The sequence below is a fragment of the Salinibacterium amurskyense genome, from assembly GCF_002797685.1.
Taxonomy (GTDB): domain Bacteria; phylum Actinomycetota; class Actinomycetes; order Actinomycetales; family Microbacteriaceae; genus Rhodoglobus; species Rhodoglobus amurskyensis.
Genome location: NZ_PGFH01000002.1, coordinates 76,325 through 94,477 on the forward strand (window position 1 = coordinate 76,325; position 18,153 = coordinate 94,477).

The 18,153-nt window shown below is 61.9% G+C and carries 15 protein-coding genes and 2 tRNA genes; 13 read left to right on the top strand and 4 right to left on the bottom strand.

Annotated features, from left to right (window positions below):
• Positions 1 to 4 precede the first annotated feature (4 nt).
• The 8 genes from CLV85_RS09505 to CLV85_RS09540 all read left to right on the top strand — a co-directional run bounded on the left by CLV85_RS09505 (position 5) and on the right by CLV85_RS09540 (position 6,690).
• On the top strand, positions 5 to 805 hold the full coding sequence (locus CLV85_RS09505; RefSeq protein ID WP_100389403.1) for an inositol monophosphatase family protein: 801 nt from the start codon (positions 5 to 7) through the stop codon (positions 803 to 805).
• Positions 806 to 1,011: 206 nt separating this feature from the next.
• Positions 1,012 to 2,556 carry a peptidoglycan DD-metalloendopeptidase family protein gene (locus CLV85_RS09510; protein WP_205030368.1) on the top strand — a complete coding sequence of 515 codons (1,545 nt, stop codon included), beginning with the start codon at positions 1,012 to 1,014 and terminating at the stop codon, positions 2,554 to 2,556.
• A 99-nt stretch (positions 2,557 to 2,655) separates the two neighbouring features.
• A tRNA-Thr gene (locus tag CLV85_RS09515) sits at positions 2,656 to 2,727 on the top strand.
• Positions 2,728 to 2,749: 22 nt separating this feature from the next.
• Positions 2,750 to 2,823: transfer RNA gene (locus CLV85_RS09520), tRNA-Met, on the top strand.
• A 334-nt stretch (positions 2,824 to 3,157) separates the two neighbouring features.
• Entirely contained in the window at positions 3,158 to 3,682 is a 525-nt protein-coding gene (locus tag CLV85_RS09525) for a GNAT family N-acetyltransferase (protein ID WP_211283032.1), read from the top strand.
• A gap of 168 nt (positions 3,683 to 3,850) precedes the next feature.
• Positions 3,851 to 4,417 (top strand): GNAT family N-acetyltransferase, encoded by a 567-nt coding sequence (locus CLV85_RS09530; RefSeq protein WP_100389405.1) that lies wholly within the window; start codon positions 3,851 to 3,853, stop codon positions 4,415 to 4,417.
• A gap of 73 nt (positions 4,418 to 4,490) precedes the next feature.
• On the top strand, positions 4,491 to 5,294 hold the full coding sequence (heR, locus tag CLV85_RS09535) for a heliorhodopsin HeR (RefSeq protein ID WP_100389406.1): 804 nt from the start codon (positions 4,491 to 4,493) through the stop codon (positions 5,292 to 5,294).
• Between the two features lie 154 nt (positions 5,295 to 5,448).
• Positions 5,449 to 6,690 carry a leucine-rich repeat protein gene (locus CLV85_RS09540; RefSeq protein WP_169925812.1) on the top strand — a complete coding sequence of 414 codons (1,242 nt, stop codon included), beginning with the start codon at positions 5,449 to 5,451 and terminating at the stop codon, positions 6,688 to 6,690.
• A gap of 106 nt (positions 6,691 to 6,796) precedes the next feature.
• On the opposite strand, the gene CLV85_RS09545 is transcribed toward CLV85_RS09540, so the two are convergent.
• Together CLV85_RS09545 and CLV85_RS09550 are read right to left on the bottom strand one after the other, a co-directional pair.
• Positions 6,797 to 7,795 carry an NADP-dependent oxidoreductase gene (locus CLV85_RS09545; RefSeq protein WP_100389408.1) on the bottom strand — a complete coding sequence of 333 codons (999 nt, stop codon included), beginning with the start codon at positions 7,793 to 7,795 and terminating at the stop codon, positions 6,797 to 6,799.
• 52 nt (positions 7,796 to 7,847) lie between these two features.
• On the bottom strand, positions 7,848 to 8,552 hold the full coding sequence (locus CLV85_RS09550; RefSeq protein WP_100389409.1) for a type 1 glutamine amidotransferase domain-containing protein: 705 nt from the start codon (positions 8,550 to 8,552) through the stop codon (positions 7,848 to 7,850).
• Positions 8,553 to 8,658: 106 nt separating this feature from the next.
• Between CLV85_RS09550 and CLV85_RS09555 the strand changes: the two genes are divergently transcribed.
• Positions 8,659 to 9,264 carry a TetR/AcrR family transcriptional regulator gene (locus CLV85_RS09555; RefSeq protein WP_100389410.1) on the top strand — a complete coding sequence of 202 codons (606 nt, stop codon included), beginning with the start codon at positions 8,659 to 8,661 and terminating at the stop codon, positions 9,262 to 9,264.
• Between the two features lie 45 nt (positions 9,265 to 9,309).
• Here the strand turns inward: CLV85_RS09555 and CLV85_RS09560 are convergent, their stop codons facing one another.
• Positions 9,310 to 10,326, bottom strand: a complete 1,017-nt coding sequence (locus tag CLV85_RS09560) for a LacI family DNA-binding transcriptional regulator (RefSeq protein ID WP_100389411.1) — start codon at positions 10,324 to 10,326, stop codon at positions 9,310 to 9,312.
• Positions 10,327 to 10,436: 110 nt separating this feature from the next.
• Positions 10,437 to 12,107, bottom strand: coding sequence for a glycoside hydrolase family 13 protein (locus CLV85_RS09565; protein WP_100389867.1), 1,671 nt, complete (start codon positions 12,105 to 12,107; stop codon positions 10,437 to 10,439).
• 179 nt (positions 12,108 to 12,286) lie between these two features.
• On the opposite strand from CLV85_RS09565, the gene CLV85_RS09570 reads away from it, so the two are divergent.
• The 4 genes from CLV85_RS09570 (at position 12,287) to CLV85_RS09585 (ending at position 18,129) form a co-directional block, all read left to right on the top strand.
• Entirely contained in the window at positions 12,287 to 13,519 is a 1,233-nt protein-coding gene (locus CLV85_RS09570; protein ID WP_100389412.1) for a sugar ABC transporter substrate-binding protein, read from the top strand.
• Positions 13,520 to 13,617: 98 nt separating this feature from the next.
• Positions 13,618 to 15,231, top strand: a complete 1,614-nt coding sequence (locus CLV85_RS09575; RefSeq protein ID WP_100389413.1) for an ABC transporter permease subunit — start codon at positions 13,618 to 13,620, stop codon at positions 15,229 to 15,231.
• Between the two features lies 1 nt (position 15,232).
• Positions 15,233 to 16,162, top strand: coding sequence for a sugar ABC transporter permease (locus CLV85_RS09580; protein WP_100389414.1), 930 nt, complete (start codon positions 15,233 to 15,235; stop codon positions 16,160 to 16,162).
• A complete protein-coding gene (locus CLV85_RS09585; RefSeq protein WP_100389415.1) occupies positions 16,162 to 18,129 on the top strand; it encodes a glycoside hydrolase family 13 protein in 1,968 nt (655 codons plus the stop codon). Before CLV85_RS09580 ends, CLV85_RS09585 begins: the two co-directional genes overlap by 1 nt.
• Positions 18,130 to 18,153: the final 24 nt, after the last annotated feature.

An 18,153-nucleotide genomic window follows, 5' to 3' on the forward strand; every position in this document is an offset into this window, starting at 1 on the left:
AGTAATGCCTCACGACGAACTCTTGGATCTCGCCCGCAGCGTTGCAACGCAAGCCGCCGAGCTTGTTGCTCAACGGCGCATAGGAGGAGTCGCGGTCGCCGACCGTAAAACTTCCTCGGTGGATGTGGTGACTCACGCCGACCGCGAGAGCGAACAGCTCATTCGCACCCTCCTTGCCGACGCTCGCCCCGAAGACGGTTTTCTGGGCGAGGAGAGCGGAGCAGAACGTGGCACGAGTGGACTGACCTGGGTCGTTGATCCGATCGATGGCACTGTGAACTATCTCTACGGCATCCCGCATTATGCGATCAGCATTGCCGTCGTTGAGGGTGAGCCTGAACCCTCATCGTGGAAGGCGCTCGCCGGTGCCGTCGTGAACTTGGGCGCGGGGGAGACCTACACGGGCACGCTCGGCGGTGGTTCCCACCTCAACGGCCAACCGCTGCACGTGGCTGACGAAGTAGACCTCTCTGAAGCGCTCATCGCAACGGGATTTGCGTACCTGCAGGAATTGCGCGTGGAGCAGGGGCGAGTAATTGCAGACCTTCTCCCACAGGTGCGCGATATTCGCCGCATGGGAACGGCATCCTTGGACCTCTGCATGGTGGCCTCGGGGCGAGTCAACGCGTACTTCGAGCGAAGCCTGAATCCGTGGGATCACGCGGCCGGTGCGCTTATTGCCCGCGAGGCCGGGGCGACCGTGAAGGGGCGTGGAACCGAGGCGGAAGGTAAGGACTTTATCCTCGCTGCGGAACCAGCCGTTGCTCAGAAACTTGAGGCAGTATTGAAGCAGCTAAACGCGTAAGTAGACCACTTAAAAAAGGTCTGGCAACTAGACCACTTGCACGCTAGCCTTTATGAATCTGTTACCCGCGCAACCCGACCTGCGTGGGTCAATCACCCGAATTATGCATTCACACCTAGCAGGTGAATCGCGTGGAGGAGAAGAATGTTGCTGACGAGCGCTTACGCCGCAGTGACGTTCTCCTCCCGCCACCCAGGGCTCGGTATATGAGCCGCGACACCCAATTCCCACAGCACCCGGGAACAGGGGAGAACCCTCCCCTCACTCGTAAAGAGTTGCGCGAGCGTGAGCGTCAAGCGCAGCAAGGCAGTCGCAAGAAGTCGAGCTCGAAGCATCCGGTGGAGGCGCCGGTTGCTCCCGTTCTCGCCGATCTGTTCACGTCGCACTCGAGCCCATCGAGTTCGAGTTCGAACCCTGAGCCCGAGATTGCCGAGGCCGTAGCGGTCGAGGTTGCACCGACCGTCATCCCGGCGCAGCTTGTTGAAGCTGAGCTCGTTGAACGCGCCGTTGTCGAACCAGCGGTCGTTGCGAGCAGCTCGGCTGTGACTGCGGCCGCGCTGCCGAGTCGTCGCTCGATGCGCAACAAGCAGGCCGCTGTAGAGGTGCCGGCTATTCCGGTGGCAGCGACTTCCGCCCCGGCTTCTGTCGTTCCGCCCGCCCCAGGCGCTCCGACGGTTTCTGAACGACTCTTCACCGCTCCGATCGCAACAGTGAGCGCGCCAACCACCGAATCAGTGCCCGATACAGCACCCACGAGCATTCGAGCTGACGAGCCCCTCGATCTTCTCGGAATCACCCCCACCACTCTCGTGGCGTCCTCGTACGATGCCGCCGCCGCAACGACAGCCGAAGCTCCGGTGGCGACGCCCGCTTCGCGTAAGCGCTCGAAGCCCGGCAAGGCTGCCAAGGCCGCTCGAACTCCAAAGCAAGCCGCGGCGGCAACGGCTCCGCGTTCTCGCAAGAAGAGCGGTTCCACGGTTAAGTCGAAGCGTGTGTGGGTGTCGCGCAAGGCGCTCGCCCCGAGCAGCTCGTCGGGCTCAAGCGGCAAGCGCTCAGCATCCAAAGCCCTCTCGTTGGTGGCCATGCTGTTTGCCTTCCCGATTCTGGTTGGCGTCTCCGTTCCTTCAAACGTGTTTATGAATGCAGATTCGGCCGTCATCGCCGCAGGAGCGCCAGCAGCAGACGTGGCCGCGCTCAGTGCCACACCGCGCACCACGCAGTCGCTGGCTGTCTCGGATGACGTCGAGAGCGAAGTTGCTGCCCACGACAACATCAAGGTCATTTCGTACGCCGAAGTGCTCGCCCTCAAGTACGCCGGCGTGGACTACGAATACCGCGCAACGACGGGCGCTATCCGGTGGCCGTTCCCCTATTCGATTCCGATCACTGATGGATTCGGGTACCGCTCAAGCGGCTTCCACAAGGGAACCGACTTTGCGGCAGCATCCGGAACACCGATCTATGCCGTCGCAGACGGCACGGTGGAGCTCATCCAAGCCGACTGGTCGGGTTACGGCTACCACGCGGTGATTTCGCACACCATCAACGGCCAGCAAGTGACCAGCCTTTATGCGCACATGATCACTGACTCAAGCCCGATCGTTGTCGGTCAAGAAATTAAGGCCGGCGATTTCATCGGACTCGTGGGCGAAACTGGCATCGCTTATGGTGCTCATTTGCACTTCGAAATCCATCTGGATGATGTTCCTGTTGACCCCTACGCGTGGCTCACGGCGAATGCGGTCAACTAATCTTCATTCGCGGCCACTTTTAGGCCAAAAGCGTACTTAGAGGCCCTTAACGGGTGCTAGTCTCTTACGGTGCCAATCGCGCGTTCTGCGCTTTTGTGTGCCCCCTTAGCTCATTGGTAGAGCACTTCCTTGGTAAGGAAGAGGTAATGGGTCCGATTCCCATAGGGGGCTCGTTCATCCACTTGGATGACGTGGCTGAGTAGCTCAGTTGGTGAGAGCGCACGACTCATAATCGTGAGGTCGCGGGTTCGAATCCCGCCTCAGCTACAGTTTGTTGTTCCGGGATTCTGATGTCCCTTCTTTGCCGCCAGTGGCAGTGCGCGTGTGTGGTGGCTGACGCCCTCGTTCATGCTCACGCGATGCGCGCCGTCGAGTCGCGCGTCGTTTCTGGCAGACCTGCCAACTTCGAACAACGAACTTGACGCACCAGCAGATGTCCTGCGTTCTCTTGGTTGTTTCATAGAAAACTGTGGTTTTCTATCGAAATGGACTCGCGATTGGTATACCGCAGGGTCCCGCGACGATCTCCCGTCCTTCGACTGAATGAGGAAAACGCTTGATGAAGCTGAGCCTTCGCCCACGCTTCGTGCGCGGTCCCTCAATGGACCGAGTTGTCAACGCGCCCACGCTGGCCACCGACCGTCTCACTCTGCGCCCACATCGCATCGAAGACGCTGCACGCTGGTATGAAATCCAGTCGTCGCCCGATGTTCACAAGTTCACTTCGTGGCCCGAACGGTCACGCTCCGAGTCCTATGCCCACCTGCTTCACCGCACCAAGCACGTGAAACTGTTGCAGGCCAACGACTTCCTCGCGCTCGCAATTGAGCGGGACGGTCAACTCCTTGGCGATGTGTCGCTCCACCTTCGCTCCGTCTCGCTCTCGAGCCGCACCGCAGAGATCAGCTGGATCTTGCATCCGGATGCCTACGGCCAGGGCTACGCTCGCGAAGCGGCGGAGGCCATGATGGAGTTTGCTTTCAACGAGGCAAAGATTCAGTGGCTCGTTGCCGTGATCGACCAAAGCAACCAAGCGTCCATTGCTCTGGCGAAGCGCCTCGGGTTCCGCGCGATGTCCCGCGATGGCGACGAACTGTCATTCGTAGCGGGCAGCCTTCGAGAGTAATCTCTCCCGCACGATTCTTAGCTGAATCGTGCCCAACGGCATCCGCCGTAATTTACGTCCTGTTTACAGAACCGGAATCCCCGCGACAAGTTCGTGTCAGTCGCTGTGTCAGTATTCAGTGAATACGAAGAAACACGCACTCGACGGATACAGCGGTTCGGTAAATTCATGCCCAGATACGACGCTCAGCCCACCCTGGAACTGTCGTTGTGCGTGCCGATCATGCACACCGAGCGCCTGCTGCTTCGCCCGCACCGCATGGCGGACGCCGAGCGGTGGCACGAGATGCAATCGAACCCCCAAGTGAGCGAATACACCGCGTGGCCACAACGCACTCGCCGCTCAGCGCTGCGGCAACTGAAGCGACGAACGCGGCAGACTCAACTGCACCGGGTGGATGACGTACTCGCCGTGGCAATCGAGCGTGACGGTGAACTGGTGGGCGAGGTCAGCCTGCAATTGCGCTCCCTCACGGCGATGACACGATGTCTTGAGGTGAGCTGGATTGTTCACCCCGCGCATCAAGGCCAAGGCATTGGGTACGAGGCGATGCGCCCTCTCCTCGCTTACGCGCGAGCCCACATCCACGCTCTGCTGCTGGTGGCGGTGGTGCACCCGGCCAACGCAGCCTCGGTGGCGCTCGCTCACAAGCTCAAGCTGCATCCGCTGCCGGGCACAGCCGATCGCACCGTCTTCGTCGGCAGGAATGGGCCGCTGGCCGTAGTGGCGCCGTAGACCGTCGGCACCGGAGAGCGTCAGGTTCACAGGCCGGTGCTAACGTGGCACCCACCGCCGAAGGGAATATCCCGTGTCAAAGAAGACCTATTCTCCAGAACAACAAGTAGATCGGCTACGGATCTACAACGTCGTGGCGGGCAGTCTGCACCTGCTGCAGGCGATCGGATTCGCGATCGTGCTCACGATGCTCAGCACTCAAGTTCTCTTCGCCGTCACGGCGGACTACCTCGCGGGCCCTCCCGGGGCGCCCATTCCGCCTGAGCGGGTGACCGTTTTCGAGGTCAATATCGGCGTCGGTGTTGTGGCTTTCCTCGCGCTCAGTGCGCTCTTTCACTTTCTGGTTTCGAGCCCGTGGTTCTTCGGGCGCTACAAGAACGGCCTTCTCGAGAGTCGTAACTACTTCCGTTGGACGGAGTACTCGCTCAGCTCCTCGATCATGATCTGGCTGATCCTCGCGATCAACGGCGTCACCGATATCGCCGCACTCTTCGCGGTCTTCGCCGTCAACGCCGCGATGATTCTGTTCGGCGCGCTACAAGAAAAGTACGAGAAGCCAGGATCGGGCGGAATGCTGCCCTTCATTTTCGGATCGATGGTCGGCGTCGTGCCGTGGATTCTCATTCTCATTTACTTCTTGCGCCCGGGAAGCGCGAACGAAGTTGCCGCCCCGAGCTTTGTTGTCGGCATCGTGATTTCGCTCTTCGTGTTCTTCAACACGTTCGCGCTCAACCAGTGGCTGCAATACAAGCAAGTCGGTAAGTGGAAGAGTTACTTGCAGGGGGAGCGCACGTACATCACGCTCAGCCTGGTCGCGAAGACTGCACTTGCTTGGCAGGTGTTCTCGGGGGCGATCATCCCGGCACTCACGAGTTGAGGGGCGGAGCATCCGCAAGCGCGCTAGACCACTTGGCCACGAAACGACGCTGACCGCGCTGGGCCAATAGGGTTAGCCGGGTCGGTTCTACTCACGCTCTGCGCCGGATGTTACGAACGCCGGTGTGTGACTCGAACCGATTGTGGATCTGATGATGAATAGTGCTGCCTCTAGCCCCGTGCCGATGGCCCACCGGCCCGCGAACAGGATGGGGCGAATCGCCGCAGTTCTTGTCGCGTCTGCTCTGGTTGCGGCTGGTTCCGCTATCACCGCGACCCCGGCCTACGCGTTCCCGGTCTTGTTCACTCAGGACGGGATGACATTTTCTGGCGACGACTTTGACCCTGACGCTGGTGCAACCGTCACCGCCTACAATCCCACAGCCGCAAGCGGCGGCACCGACGCCGTAATCCCTTCGTCAGTCACGTTTGCGGGCGAGACGTACCCCGTGGTTGCGATTGGCAACACCGCGATGAGGGATGAAGGGCTCACGTCGGTCGTTATTCCGAGCAGTGTAAAAGTCATCGGCAACTCCGCGTTTGAAGCCAACCACTTAGATTCTGCAGTGATCCCCAACTCGGTGACGTCTATCGGCAATTCGGCCTTCAACTACAACGGAATGACAACCGTGACTATCGGCAATTCGGTAGAAACGATCGGAGAGTACGCGTTTGAGGGCAACGATCTCGAGACGGTGGTGATTCCGGATTCTGTCACCACGATCCAAAGGTATGCGTTCAGTGACAATTCCCTCACGTCGGTGACGTTGGGCGCTTCCGTTGTCGACATCAAGCAGTATGCGTTCTACGAGAACCAGCTCACCACCGTTACCATCCCGGCATCCGTTACAGACATCGAGCGCCGGGTATTTGCGGACAATGGTTCGCTGGCCGATGTTGTATTCCTCGGAGCCGCTCCCGCCGCATTCGTTGCCGCAGGTTCGGATGGCTCCTTGGGCGGATCACCGTCGATCGTTGTGCACTACTCCAGTGTGTTCGCTGATCCTGCAGCCGCAGCAGGATTCACCACCCCCACATGGCAGGGCTACAACGCCGTGCCGAACCCCGTCGTGACGTTTGACCTCTCGGGCCGTGGAGCCGCGATCGCACCGAAAGAAGCAGTGTTCCGCACCGTCATTGCCGCCCCAGCTGAGCCCACGGCATCCGGCTACACGTTCTCTGGCTGGTACACGGATGCTGCACTGTCGACGCTCGCCGATTTCTCCACGCCGATCACGGCCAACACCGCACTGTTCGCTGGGTGGGCTGCGGTCGCTGCTGCGGATACTGAGCCGATGCTCGCGGAAACGGGCAGTTCAGCTCCCCTTCTGCCGATCGGTGTACTTTCGGCACTTCTGCTCGCGGCAGGAATCGTACTGCGCCGACGGACGGCCTAACTTACGCGTTAGATACGAAATGCCCCGCAGCTGATGCTGCGGGGCATTTCTTGTTCGCACCGGAGTGCGAAGAGTGTGCGCCGTTCGGGTCGGCAGCCACACGGGACTAGATGCGAACGAGTGCCTTGCCGACGTTCGCGCCCTTCATGAGGCCGTTGAAGGCATCCAGAGCGTTGTCGATGCCATCGGTGATGGTCTCGTCGTAAGCGATCTTGCCGGCGCCGAGCCATCCCTGCATTGCTTCAGCGAACTGAGGTGCGAGGTGGAAGTAGGCACCCATCGTGAAGCCCTTGATGGTGAGGCCGCGGGTGACAATGTTGGCGCTGTTCTTGATGCCGTTGTCCTTGGCGTTGATCAGTGACATGACACCGCAGATGGCGGCGCGGCCACCATCGTTGAAGGCGCCGAGCGCAGCGGAGAGGTGGTCGCCTCCGACGTTGTCGAAGTAGACATCGATTCCGTCGGGTGCGGCGGCGGCGAGCTGGCCGTCGATGTCGCCATCCTTGTAGTTGAACGCGGCGTCGTAGCCGTACTTGCTCGTGAGAAGTTCAACCTTCTCGGCAGTTCCTGCGCTACCCACGACGCGCGCGGCGCCGAGCTGGCGAGCAATCTGGCCCACCATGGTTCCGACTCCGCCGGCTGCACCGGAAACGAAGACGGTGTCGCCTTCCTTGATCTGGGCGATCTGCGTGAGGCCGGTCCAGGCCGTGATTCCGGTGAGGCCGAGAACGCTCAGGAAGAGGGAGGGCGAGACGCCGGGAACGTTGGGCAGAGCCGTGAACTGCTCGGCGGGGCCCTGCGAAATGTCGCGCCATCCGAGTTGGTGCTGAACGAGCGTACCGACGGGCAGGGCCTCGACGGTGGACTCGATAACTTCACCAACAGCGGCACCGGTCATGGTCTCGCCGAGGTTGTAAGGAGCGACGTACGAGCGGCCCTCGTTCATGCGACCACGCATGTAGGGGTCGACGGAGAGGAACGAGTTGCGAACGCGAACTTCGCCCTCAGCGAGCTCGGGAAGGTCGATCTCGACCTTGACGACGTTTTCGGTGGTGGGCTCACCCGTGGGGCGAGAGGCGAGCTGCCATTGGATGCTGGTGGTCATGTGATGCTCCTTGAAATTGTAAAAGTGGTGAGAGTGAAAAGAGTGGGGGGCGTTACGACTTGTCAGCGACGATGCGCTCAGCGACCGCGACAGACGACGCGGGGTTCTGGCCGGTGTAGAGCTGACCATCGACAACCACGTAGGAGGCGAACGGCTCAGGGGCCTTCGAATATTCCGCACCGAGTTCAACTAGGCGGGTTTCGACGAGCCACTTGGCCTTGTCGGCGAGGCCGCCGATTTCTTCTTCGCTGTTGGCAAAGCCGGTCATCTTGCGCCCCTTGAGTACCCAGTCGCCGGTCTTCTTATCGTTGGCGGCGAGCAAGGCGGCGGGGGCGTGGCAGAGCACACCGAGAGTCGTGTTGGACTTCACGGCCTCCACGATCAGCTGGCCGGAGTCATCGTCGACCGCAAGGTCTTCCATGGGGCCGTGGCCACCCGGGTAGAAGATCACGTCGTAGTCACCGGCGTTGACGGCATCCAAGCGAAGTGGATGCTGCAGCACGGGCTGCAGGTCGGCGATGCGTGATTCGAATTCTGCGACGCGCTCGGCGGAACCGACGCCACCCTCGCTGAGGCTGACGGCGTCAAAAGTGGGGGCGACACCGGCGGGGCTCGCGAGTTGAACCTTCCAGCCAGCCTCGGTGAAGATGCGGTACGGCTCGAGGAATTCTTCTGCCCAGACACCGGTGGGGTGCTGGGTTCCATCGGCGAGCGTCCAGTGCGATGCGGCCGAGAGGACCATAAGTACGTTTGTCATAAAAGCTCCTTACCGAAGACGTTGGTTCTTTACCAAACCAATTGGTTCGACATTATGTCGGCGTGTAGGCTAAGTCAAACCAACAGGTTCGATTTGGAGGTGTTTGGTGGTTTCAACAGAAATGCCGCGTGATCAACTCCGCGGCCGTGAAACAAAACAGCGCGTACTGGAGGCAGCTGCGGCTGAATTCGCCGAGTACGGCGTTGCCGGTGCGCGCATTAACCGCATCGCAGAAACGGCAAAAGCCAGCAAGGAACGCATCTACGCCTGGTTCGGCGACAAAGACGCGCTCTTCGACCACGTCATGCAAACGGGTCTCGACCGCCTCGCCCACGCGGTGCCGATCGACGCCGATCTCGTGGAATACACCGTGCGACTGCACAACTACTTCGTCAACGATCCCTCGGCCGAACGCGTCGCCATGTGGGCCTGGCTGCACGACGCGGCCACCCTCGGCTCCTTCTCTGAAGGGCGCGTCGAGGGCTACCGTCACAAACTCGAGGTGATCGCTGACGCTCAAGAACGCGGCGTTGTTGATTCCTCGTGGAAGCCAGAAGAACTGCTTGCTCTCTTGCTCGCGGTCGCGAGCAACTGGGAGCGCGCGCCGGCAGAACTGCGCTCCATCGGATGCCCCGAGTACGCAGAAAGCGAAGAGGCTCGGTGTGCTTCGGTGCGTCAGGCAGCGAAACGCCTTGTGGAGCCGCGCGGCTAGAGCGCAAGCATCCTGCGGCGCCCTGTCTGCGGCGGGAAGCGGCCGCTACTCCGGAGGCCGACTCGTGCTCGAACGTACGATGAGTTCGTAGTCGATCGGGGAGTTCTCGGGAATCTCCGGGTGCTTGCCCGGCACGAGAAGGCTCATCAGTATGTCGACCGCGTGCTCGCCCTGCGCTTGCGGGGACTGCGAAACCGTCGTGAGCCCGAAAAACTCGGAAAGTTCGTGGCCGTCGATACCCATGATCGAGATGTCGCGGGGTACGACGAGACCGAGATCTCGGGCAGCCAGGATGCAGCCGATAGCCATCTCGTCGGAGGACGCAAAGATGGCGGTCGGGCGGTGCAAAGGATTGCCGAGAAGCTGCTTGGCAGCGTGGTACCCACCCTGAATGGTGAAGTCGGCCGTAGCGAAATACTCGGGTCGAGGCTCGATACCGGCTTCGCGCAAAGCCGCTTCGTAACCGCGGCGACGATTCGTCGGGATGTGAAATTCAAGGTCGAAGTCTTCTGAACCACCGATGTGGGCGATCTTGGTGTGACCAAGGGCCAGTAAGTGGGCGGTGGCGAGGCTCGATACCGCGTCGTCATCCAGCGTGAGGGTTCGCACGCCATCAATTGGTCCACCGACACCGACGGCGGGCCTGTCGAGGGCATGCAGCCGCTCGACCTCGCCGGGGGAGAGCTTCAGCGACACCGTGATGATGCCGTCGATGCGCTTGCGCTGCAAGAACTCGTCGAACACTGTTTCGCGCTCGGCAACGCTGCCCGAGAGGTTGTAGAGAGTCACGTCATAGCCGTGGCGCATCAGGGCCTGCTGGGCGCCTTCAACAACCGAGGTGAAGAACCAGCGTGTGAGATACGGCACCATGAGGCCGACATTTTTCGTGCGCCCGGATGCCAGACTCGACGCACTCGACGAGACAACGTAATCGAGTGCCGCCGCGGCTTCGGCGACCTTGAGACGGGATGCCGCTGAGACCGGACCATTTCCGCTGAGCGCTCGCGACACCGTCGCCGTGGAGACTCCCGCGCGCTGGGCAACGTCTTCGATGCTTGCCATCAGTTGCCCTCCATTGGATGCGAACGAGATCGGATGCCGCTCAGAGCGGTCTCGCCGCTGCTGATTCTAGCGACCGGCATCCAGTCCCGGCTATTCGGTGCTCTACTGGTTCAGGCCCGAAGCCACACGGTGGTGTCGGCGGGTAGCTCGGAATCGGTGAGGGGACCGCTTGCCAGCAGCACGTCACCGGCGGGCAGCGGCACTGCGGTATCGCCCGTATTGGCGTAGACGGCGACATCGCCGCTGCGGAAAGCGAGTACTGTTTCGGAGCCAGATTCGAGCCATTCGAGCTCACCGCTGGCCAGCTCGTGAGCGCGGCGAAGGGCGAGAGCGTGACGGTACATCGAGAGCGTAGAGGTGTCGTCGTGGCGTTGAACATCGCGGGCGAGAGTTGCCCATTCGGCGGGTTGCGGCAACCACGCGGCATCCGAGGGTCCGAAACCGTACGAGGGCGAAGCAGCCTCCCAGGGAATCGGCACGCGGCACCCGTCGCGACCGTACCGTTCACCGTTGGTGCGGAACCAGGTGGGGTCTTGGCGGGCCTCGTCGGGGAGGTCGATAACCTCGGGCAGCCCGAGTTCCTCTCCCTGGTAGATATACGCGCTGCCCGGAAGGGCAAGCATGAGCGCGCTCGCGGCACGAGCACGGCGAAGGCCGAGTTCAGGAATCGGCAGCCCGGCCGAGCGAGGCCCGATGCCGTGACCCTGCGGGTTTTCGGCGGTCAGCGCGAGACGCGACGCATGGCGCACAACATCGTGGTTAGAGAGAACCCACGTGCTGGGGGCTTCGACCGCGGAGAACGCGCTAATCGACGCGTCGATCACGGAGCGCAGCGGGCCGGCAGCCCACGGGGTCTCGAGGTAAGGGAAGTTGAAGGCCTGGTGCATTTCGTCGGGGCGCACCCACTTGGCCATGTCGGTGAGCGGGTCGACCCACGCTTCAGCGGCAAGGATGCGCTCACCCTCGTAGCTATTGAGAATCTCGCGCCACTCACGGTAAATCTCGTGAACGCCGTCTTGTGCCCAGAAGGGCGCGCGGGCTGCGGCGATCTCGGCATCCGTCGTGCCGGCGCCGCCCATGCTGCCGCCCGCGAGCGGGGCAGTCCAGTCGGGAAGGCCGTCAGCCTTGATCATGCCGTGGGCGACATCCACCCGGAAACCGTCAACGCCGCGATCGAGCCAGAAGCGCAACACGTCGCCGAACTGATCGCGAACCCAGCGGTTCTCCCAGTTGAAGTCGGGCTGGGTGCTGTCGAAGAGGTGCAGGTACCACTGGCCGGGCGTGCCATCGGGGTTGGTGGTGCGGGTCCACGCGTCGCCGCCGAACACCGACTGCCAGTTGTTGGGCGGCAGCTCGCCATTTTCGCCGAGACCATCGCGGAACATGTAGCGATCGCGCTCGGGGCTGCCGGGGCCCGCAGCAAGTGCTTCTTGGAACCACGGATGCTCGCTCGAGGAGTGATTGGGCACGAGGTCAACGATCACGCGCAGTCCCAATTCGTGGGCGCGACTCGTCATCGAGTCGAAGTCGTCGAGCGTGCCGAAGAGGGGATCAACGTCGCAGTAATCCGCGACGTCGTAGCCGGCATCCTTCTGCGGCGAGGTGTAGAACGGCGAGAGCCAGACGGCGTCGATGCCTAGTTCAGCGAGCTCCGAGAGGCGGTCGCGGATGCCGAGCAAATCGCCCATCCCGTCACAGTTCGCGTCGGCGAATGACCGCGGGTAGATCTGATAAATCACTGCGGAACGCCACCATTCGGTGTGCGGGAGCACGGAAGTCATAGCCGCCACACTATCGCGATTGACGTCGGAATCTAAGCGCTTCCACATTGTTCTCCCCAATTCTTCCTCCAAAACAACCGAAACTTTCGGAAGAGGTGCTTGCTGAATGCTGTCTATAAGAGGTATACATGGAAGCGCTTGCAGTTTGCAATGCTTTCACTGACGAAAGGCAGCCACCAATGAAGGTGACCAAGAGAGGACTGTGGGCCGTAGGCGCGCTCACCGTTACTGCATCCCTCGTTTTGACCGGATGCACAGCAGCATCCGACACGACCGATAGCGCCGCAGGAAACGGTGGCTCGCTCACCGTCTGGGTCGACGCCGACCGAGCAAGTGTGCTGAAAGACGCCGCGGCCGACTTCACCGCTGAAACCGGAGTCGAGGTCAAGCTCGTTCAAAAAGAGTTCGGTGACATTCGCGACCAGTTCGTCGCTCAAGTGCCCACCGGCAAGGGACCCGATATTGTGATCGGCGCCCACGACTGGCTCGGCACGTTCGTCACTAACGGTGTCGTCGCTCCCGTTGAGCTTGGCGACAAGGCTGACGACTTCCAAGCAGTAGGCGTCACGGCGATGAGCTACGAAGGCCAGGTCTACGGCGTCCCGTACTCGATCGAGAACATTGCGCTCGTGCGCAACACCGCCCTCGCTCCCAGCACCCCCGCGACCTTCGACGAGATGGTCACGATGGGCGAAGCTGCCGGAACCGAGTACCCCTTCTTGGTCGGCCTCGACCCTGAAGCGGCCGACCCGTACCACCTCTACCCCTTCCAGACGTCGTTCGGTGCTCCCGTATTCGGCACCGATGCTGACGGAAGCTACGACGCTGAAGCGCTCGAAATCGGCAACGCTGGCGGCGACGAGTTCGCTGCCTGGCTCGCGGAACAGGGTGCAGCAGGAGTGCTCAACACGAACATCACTGGCGACCTTGCCAAAGAGAAGTTCGTCGCAGGCGAGGCACCCTTCTACCTGACCGGACCGTGGAACGTTCCCGCCGCCGTCGAAGCAGGCATCGACGTGGCGATCGACCCCATCCCCTCCGCCGGTGGAGAAGACGCTCAGCCCTTCGTAGGCGTGCAGGGCTTCTTCGTCAGCGCCAAGAGCGAGAACGCGCTCGCCGCGAACGAGTTCATCGTGAACTACATGGGCAGCGAAGAAGTGCAGACCGCACTCTTTGAAGTCGGCGGTCGCGCACCGGCGCTCACGGCATCCTTCGAAGCGGCTAGCGCTGACCCGATCGTTGCCGGCTTCGGCACCGTCGGTGAGAACGCCGTACCCATGCCCTCGATTCCCGCCATGGGAGCCGTGTGGGAGTTCTGGGGCGTAACCGAAGCCGCCATCATCAACGGTGGTGACCCCACTTCGCTTTGGCAGAAGATGTCGGGCGACATTCAAACCGCTATCGCTGGATAGCGCACGGTGGCCGTCCGTCTGCAAGCGGGCGGCCACTTCCTTCCCCCTTTACTTTCTCGCCGTACAAGCGAACCCCACGTCTTCAACGGAGAACCCTCGTGACGACTTCCCCTCAGACTGACCCCGGACCCCTCCGGCAGTCAGCCCGCTCCAAACGAGCAACCAGAATTGCGGATGCCGCCTCCGGTGGCTGGAAAGTCGTCGCCGCAAAGATCCTCGGCCTCGGTGTCGTCGACGCCATCGCGATCTACGCGCTCTTTGTGCTCGTGCGCAGCGAATCGTGGCTTGTCGCCGGCCTTGTCGCCGCTGTGACGTTGCTCGTCAACTGGATCTACTTCTCCCGCGGCAAGCTGCCCGCCAAGTACCTGGCACCCGGCTTGATCTTTCTCGCGATCTTCCAGATTTTCGTGTTGCTCTACTCGGGCTACATCGCCTTTACGAACTACGGCACGGGGCACAACTCCACCAAAGAAGATGCGGTCAACGCGCTGTTGCTCTCGTCTCAAAACCGAGTCGAGGATTCACCCAGCTACAAGCTGACGGTGCTTGAGCAGCTGGGCGAAATCTCCTTCCTCGTTACCGAACCCGATGGCAGCGTGAGCATCGGTGGCAATGAGCGCCCCCTTGAAGACGTGCGTAACGCGCAGCTTGAGGGCGGAGTCGCCGTCGGGCTCAACGGCTACACCTCGCTCGGCTTCCAAGACATCATCGCGAAGCAAACCGAGATCGCCGCCATCAGCGTGCCCCTCACCGACGACCCCAACGACGGAATGCTGCGCACCCCAGACGGGTCGAGCGCCTTCCTCTACACCTCCTCGCTCGAGTACGACGAGGCCGCGGGCACGATGCGTGACACGAACTCCGGCACCGTCTACTCCGATATCGGCACGGGTGCCTTCACTTCGGATGCCGGCCAAGAGCTGCTGCCGGGATGGAAAATTGATGTCGGCTTCGACAACTTCATTCGCGCATTCAGTGAGGAATCCATCCGTGGTCCGCTGATTAGCGTGACGGTGTGGACGTTCGCGTTTGCCTTCCTTTCGGTGTTCACGACCTTCGCGCTCGGGTTGTTCTTGGCGATCGTGTTCAACGACAAGCGGATGAAGAGCCGCAAGTACTACCGGATCATCATGATCTTGCCGTACGCCTTCCCGGGCTTTCTCTCGGCGCTCGTCTGGGCCGGAATGATGAACCAGGAGTTCGGCTTTATCAACACGGTGCTCTTGGGCGGGGCCGAAGTTCCCTGGCTCACGAACGAGTGGCTGGCCAAGGGCTCGGTTCTGTTCGTGAACCTGTGGCTGGGCTTCCCCTACATGTTCTTGGTGACGACGGGCGCGCTGCAGGCGATTCCCGAAGAGCTCACAGAAGCGGCGACGGTGGATGGCGCGAAGCCCTGGGCGATCTTCAGATTCGTGAAGTTGCCACTCCTGTTGGTCTCAGTCGCACCGCTGTTGATCTCGTCGTTTGCGTTCAACTTCAACAACTTCAACCTCATCTACATGCTCACCAATGGTGGGCCGCGCGATGTCTCCGCGGGGGTGAATGTTGGCGCCACGGACATCCTGATTTCGATGGTCTACAAGGTTGCCTTCGTGGGAGCCAACCGAGATTACGGCTTGGCGAGTGCCTTCGCGATCATCATCTTCATTCTGGTGGCGGGTATCTCGATCATCAGTTTCCGTCGCACCAAATCGCTTGAGGAGTTGAACTGAGATGACTACAGCAACTCAGCAGCACAATCCGGATGCCGTGATCGACCCGGATGCCGCCGTCGTCGGTCACCCGAAGCGGCCCTTCAAGCGCTACTTCCGCGAGACCGGCTGGCGTCACCTCGTGGGTATCGCCATGTCGATCTTCGCCGCCTTCCCGCTGCTTTACGTGTTTAGCGCCTCGCTCAACCCGGGCGGCACGCTCGTGACGGCCAACTCGCTGTTCTCAAACTTCAGTTTTCAAAGTTACGTCGATCTGTTCAACCGCCCCCAACAGCCCTACGCGGCGTGGTTCGGTAACACCCTGTTGATCGGCGGAATTTCGTCACTCGGCACTGTCTTCCTCGGCGCCCTCGCGGCATATGCGTTTTCGCGCATGCGTTTCATCGGCCGCCGCGTCGGTCTGCTCACCCTGCTGCTCGTGCAGATGTTTCCGCAACTTCTCGCGGTCGTCGCGATCTTCTTGCTGCTCTCCGGCATCTCCGAGATTTTCCCCGCGATCGGGCTCAACAGCCAGATCGGGCTCATCATGGTCTACCTCGGTGGCGCGCTCGGAGTGAATACCTACCTGATGTACGGGTTCTTCAACACGGTTCCGTCATCCATTGATGAGGCGGCGAAGATCGATGGTGCGGGTCATGCGCGCATCTTCTTCACGATCATCCTGCGCCTCGTTGCGCCGATCTTGGCGGTCGTCGGTCTGCTCTCGTTTGTGGGAACCACGAGTGAGTTCGTGATCGCGAGCATCGTGCTGATCGACCCCGACAAGCAAACCCTCGCGGTTGGCCTTTACCAGTTCGTGTCGCAAGAGTTCTCGCGAAACTGGAGCATCTTTGCGGCCGGCGCCGTGCTCGCGGCCATCCCCGTGATGACCCTGTTTTTGTTCCTGCAGAAGTACATCGTCGGTGGTCTCACCGCAGGAAGCGTGAAGTAATGGATGCCCTTCTCCCGCATCACGATGGCTCAGCGCTGCACGTCTCTACCCAGACGCCCGCGATCGGCGACACCGTCACGCTGCGCCTTCGCGTGCCGGTCGGCTACGGCCCGCTGAAGGCTGTGCGCGTGCGCGAGAATCCCGACCACGAACCGCGCTGGACGGATGCTCGCCTCACCGGAACCGCCGCCGGCTGGGACTGGTGGCAGGCCGACATCGTGGTCGAGAATCCGCGACATGGTTATCGGTGGTTGCTCGTTCACGAGGCTGGGGCGGGGGCCTCTGAGGCAGAGGCAGCGCCCGCTGGCCGCGGCCACGCTGGCCGCACCGAGTGGCTCAACCAGAGCGGTCTGCACTCGATCGAAACGCTTGACTCCGAAGACTTTGCGCTGCTCGCCACTCCGGCTGCTCCCGAGTGGTTGGCGGAGACGGTGATGTACCAGGTGTTCCCCGATCGCTTTGCCCGGTCATCCGCCGCCAATGCTCACGCCAAGCCCGAGTGGGCGATTGCTGCGCGCTGGGACGAGCCGGTTGACCCGGTGCTACCCGGCCGCTCGAAGCAGTTCTATGGGGGAGACCTCGACGGCATCACCGAGCACCTCGATCACCTGACCTCGCTCGGTGTCACGATGTTGTATCTCACGCCGATCTTTCCGGCCCGTTCGAACCATCGCTATGACGCGTCGAGTTTCGTGGATGTCGATGAACTGTTGGGCGGGCGCGAAGCGCTGATCCGTCTGGTGGGCGAGGCTCACGCTCGCGGCCTCAAGGTCATCGGCGATCTCACGACGAATCACTCGGGCTCTGCGCATGAATGGTTCCAGGCCGCGCTCGGTAAGCCGGACGCGCCCGAGGGCGACTTCTACTACTTCACGAACGTTGAGCACACCGAGTACGTGGGCTGGTTGGGCACGCCGAGCCTGCCGAAGTTCAACTGGAACTCGACCGAGCTGCGCCGCCGCTTCATCGAGGGCGACGATTCGGTGGTCGCGCACTGGCTGAAAGAGCCCTACAACTTCGATGGCTGGCGCGTGGATGTCGCGAATATGACCGGCCGGATGGGCGCTGAGGATCTCAACGAGGAGGTGCGGCAGATCATCCGTCGCACCATGGAAGACGTGAACCCTGACACGGTGCTGCTGGCGGAGTCGACGAACGATGCCGCGAGCGATCTGCAGGGCGATGCCTGGCACGGGGCGATGACGTATCCCTCGTTCACGCGGCCCGTGTGGGGCTGGCTCACCGAACCCGGTGACACCTCTCACGTCACTGCGGATGGGTCGATCGACCGCGAGGCGTGGTTCTTCGGGCAGCCCATCGGCGGCATTCCGAACTACAGTGCGCGAGACTTCGCGGAGATGACGGTGCGGTTCACGGCCAGCATTCCGTGGCGCATCCGGCTCGGCAACATGAATGCGCTCGACACCCACGACACTGCGCGGTTCCGCACCCACGCGCCCGCCGAGAACGTGCCGCTCGCCCTAGCCCTCTCGGTGACGCTGCCGGGAGTGCCCGTCGTCTTCGCGGGCGACGAGTTCGGTCTCAGCGGCGACGACGGCGAAATGTCGCGCACGCCCATCCCGTGGGGAACCGAAAGCGACGCCGCCGTTGCGCCCACGCTCGACGTTTATCGCCAGCTAATCGCACTGCGGCGCGACCTGCCCACGCTCTCGCATGGCGGCCTGCGCTGGTTGCACGTTGCGGACGACTCGCTCGTCTTCGTGCGCGAGGATGCCGTCGCCACCGTCCTGGTGGTTGTTGCACGCTCGCCGCTGACGGTGACTCTGCCAGCCAATGCTCTCGGCGTTGAGCTGGGGGCGGATGGTGCGAGCCCCGCGTTCCTCTCCGGCGAAGCGACTCTGGCATCCGCCGCCGCCGGGCTCACGCTCTCGACGGCCGCCCGCACCTGCGCTATCTGGACTCTGCCCGGCGTCGAGCACCCCGGTATCGAGCTGCCCGGCGCCTAGCGGGGCGAAAGCGGGAAGCGCTCT